Genomic DNA, 3,172 nt, shown 5'->3' with positions numbered 1-3,172 from the left:
TCGGCGCCCGAAGCCCTCGAACGCGTCGGTGCTGCGGACAGCGCCAGCCTCACATTCTCATCCTATCCGACGTCAACATGCCGGGCATGAGCGGCCTCGAGCTTCTGCCTCGGGCGCGCCAAGCCCGCCCCGACGTGCCGGTCATCATGATCACGGCTTACGGCGACGCGGAAACGCGGCGGAAGGCGATTGAGGGCGGCGCCTCGGGGCTCTTTACCAAGCCGATCGACTTTCCTGTGCTTCGCAGTGAAATCTGGCGCCGCCTGGACGAGGCGCTGGGCGCCGCATGACCGCGAAAATCCTCGTTGTCGACGACGAGCCCGATCTCGAGGACCTCATCCGGCAGAAGTTTCGCCGCCAGATCAAGGACGGTGCGATCGCCTTCGGCTTCGCGCGCGACGGCGTCGAGGCGCTGGCCTTCCTCGCCGAGAACCGCGACTTCGACATGGTCCTGTCCGACATCAACATGCCGCGGATGGACGGGCTGACCCTTCTCGCCCGATTGCAGGATGAGGCGACCCGGTTCTCCACCGTCATCGTCTCGGCCTACGGCGATATGGCCAATATCCGCACCGCGATGAACCGCGGCGCCTTCGACTTTCTCACCAAACCGATCGATTTCGCCGACCTCGAGGCGACGGTCAGCAAAACCATCGCGCATGTGGCGGCTCTCAAGGATGCGCGGGCCCGGCAGGCGGCGGCGGAGCGCGCGCATGCTTCGCTTTCCCGCTATTTCTCGCCCAATCTCGCGCTGAGCCTCGCGGCCGACGCGAACGCACTCGCGCCCGGCGGAGAACGGCGCGAGATCGCGACGCTGTTCACCGACATCGCGGGCTTCACGCCGCTGGTCGAATCGCTCGATCCCCGGCAGCTCGCGAGTCTGCTCAGCGGCTATCTCGAAGGCATGACGGAGATCGTGTTCGCCCATGAGGGGACGGTCGCCAAGATCATTGGGGATGCGATCCATGTCCTGTTCGGCGCGCCCGGCGACCAGCCCGACGCCGCCTCTCGCGCGATTCACTGCGCGCTCGCGCTCGACGCCCGCTCGGAAGCCTACCGGCAGGAATGGAACGCGCGCGGCGTTTCGCTTGGCGTCACGCGCATCGGCGTCCATGCCGGACCCGCGATCGTGGGCAATTTCGGCGGCGGGCGTCTCTTCGACTACACGGCTTACGGCGACACGATCAACGCCGCGGCGCGCCTCGAAGCGGTCAACAAAGAGCTCGGCACGCGCATCTGCGTGAGCGCAGCCGCCGCCGGACGCGCGGAAGGGTTCTTCGGGCGGCCGGTCGGCGACCTGGTGCTCCGGGGCCGGAGCGAACCCATGCGCGCCTTCGAGCCGCTCCCGGAGGCGGAGCGATCGAGCCCGCATACGCTCGCCTATCTCAAAGCCTTTGCGAAGCTCGAGGCGGGCGACGCAGGCGCGCTTGCAGCCTTCGCCGCGCTGATCGGCGAGCGCCCGGCGGACGCGCTCGCCCAGTATCACCTGAAGCGGCTGCTCAACCGCTGCGCCGGAACGCGGATCGAAATGACGTAGATCCGCCCCGTCTCAGGCGCAAAAATCGTCGTCCGTGAGCATGTCGTCGATCCGCGATTTTCAATCGCCTTGGGCTGAGCTCCGTTGAGGATGGACTCCGTCTCATCGCCCGGCGCGCCCCGGCGCGAGCAAATGCGTTATGAACCGGACAGAGGAGCAACGCGCAAGAAGCGTCACAACCGGTCGCTCGGTGTTGAATGAGCCTATCGGCGATGTTGGCGGGAAGCGGCCCCTCCAGCGATTGGGGTGAACCCTCTTTAATGCCGGAGCAGGCTCCGAATGGCTCCCCTTAAGACCCTAGACAGCGTCTTCGCCAAGGCTATGGAATAGTGAAGATTTCACTTCAAACCAGCCACGACGACGCCGGTCGCGACCTTGTCCATTTTGCGCATTGCTGGCTACCTTGCGCCGGCGCAGGATTGGCGACGCAAAAGGCGGCGTTCGGCGAGCGCGAGGTCAGTCGCATCGGCCGATGAACTTGAAATGGGTGAAGTTTGGCACCTGACGAGCGCTCCGGATGCCCTGTCTCGGCCATCGAAGAACCCTCGACCCCCGACTCCGCTTGGGCGCAGGCAATCTCGGCGTTTCTGGTCAGGGCTGCTTCGTGGCGCTCCCAAGCGCCGTGGTGGTCGGGCCTTGCCATCGGCGCTCTGGCGGCCGGCGTCGGCGCTCTGGCCCGGTTGGCTTTGCTGGGAGAATCGACGACAAAACTCGTATATCTGACGTTCTTTCCCGTTGTGATTATCGCCGGCCTTGCTGGCGGACTGTCGGGAGGAACGTTCGCAACTATCTTTTGCAGTTTGCTCGTTTATGTAGTCTTCGATCCGCCCACAAACGTTACCGAATGGCTGGGATTAGCGGTATTTGTGACGAGTTCCGCCTTTATTGTCAGCGTAACCGAGATGCTGCTCCGCACAAGGTCGTGCGCGCTTACCGCCGAGGCGACGCACGCGATTCTCGCCAGGCTGTCGGCGATCGTCGAAGATTCGTCCGATGCAATCATCAGCAAGACGCTTGATGGAACGGTTACCAGTTGGAACGCAGCGGCGACGCATTTGTTCGGCTTAAGCGCCGAGGAGATGATTGGGCAACCGATCACTCGGATAATTCCGCCGGAATTCGTCGAAGACGAGAGCATGATATTGGCGCGGATTAGAGTCGGCCAAGCTATCGAGCAATATGAGACTTGCGTATAGCGAATAACGGCCGCAAATTTGATGTTTCGGTGACGATCTCGCCGCTTAAGGATGCGACGGGCAAGGTCATCGGAGCATCGAAGATCATCCGAGATATCACCGATCGTAAGCGCGCCGAGGAGGCGCTGCGCCTGTCGCTCAAAGAGGTGATGGACCTGAAGACGGCTCTCAACGAGCATGCCATCGTAGCGTTTACCGATCCGCAGGGCGCGATCACCTATGTGAATAACCGGTTCTGCACGGTCTCTAAATATTCGCGGGAGGAATTGCTCGGTCAAAATCACCGCCTCATCAACTCCGGCTATCATTCAAGGTAATTACCCACCCCCTATCTTCTGAGGCGGGCTCGGCGGGTTAGATCGGGCTCAGGGGAGGACACCGACGATGACGGCGAAGGGGTTGGCGCCCTTGAGCCTTGCGGTATCGACGGTTGTGCGGA

At 62.9% G+C, this 3,172-nt stretch carries 3 protein-coding genes and 1 pseudogene; all 4 read left to right on the top strand.

Annotation, left to right across the window (positions count from 1 at the left end; all coding sequences use genetic code 11):
- Positions 1 to 290, top strand: a pseudogene (locus tag ACLP25_RS20935) (response regulator); the annotation flags it as partial.
- Positions 287 to 1,537 (top strand): adenylate/guanylate cyclase domain-containing protein, encoded by a 1,251-nt coding sequence (locus tag ACLP25_RS20930; protein ID WP_442471080.1) that lies wholly within the window; start codon positions 287 to 289, stop codon positions 1,535 to 1,537. The pseudogene ACLP25_RS20935 and the gene ACLP25_RS20930, both read left to right, overlap by 4 nt.
- 494 nt (positions 1,538 to 2,031) lie before the next feature.
- The gene (locus tag ACLP25_RS20925) at positions 2,032 to 2,733 is read left to right on the top strand and encodes a PAS domain-containing protein (RefSeq protein ID WP_442471079.1); all 702 of its coding nucleotides are present in this window, start codon (positions 2,032 to 2,034) and stop codon (positions 2,731 to 2,733) included.
- Entirely contained in the window at positions 2,724 to 3,050 is a 327-nt protein-coding gene (locus tag ACLP25_RS20920; RefSeq protein ID WP_442471078.1) for a PAS domain-containing protein, read from the top strand. The genes ACLP25_RS20925 and ACLP25_RS20920 overlap by 10 nt, the downstream gene beginning before the upstream one ends.
- The last annotated feature ends 122 nt before the right edge of the window (positions 3,051 to 3,172 follow it).

Origin of the sequence: Roseiarcus sp., assembly GCF_052145395.1 — a bacterium.
Classification (GTDB): domain Bacteria; phylum Pseudomonadota; class Alphaproteobacteria; order Rhizobiales; family Beijerinckiaceae; genus Roseiarcus.
Note: the sequence above shows the minus strand (reverse complement) of the source record. Positions and strands in the feature narration are given on the sequence as shown.

Excerpts from the sequence above, each read along its gene's own strand:
- ACLP25_RS20930 (WP_442471080.1), top strand. The coding sequence starts at position 287 with ATGACCGCGAAAATCCTCGTTGTCGACGACGAGCCCGATCTCGAGGAC.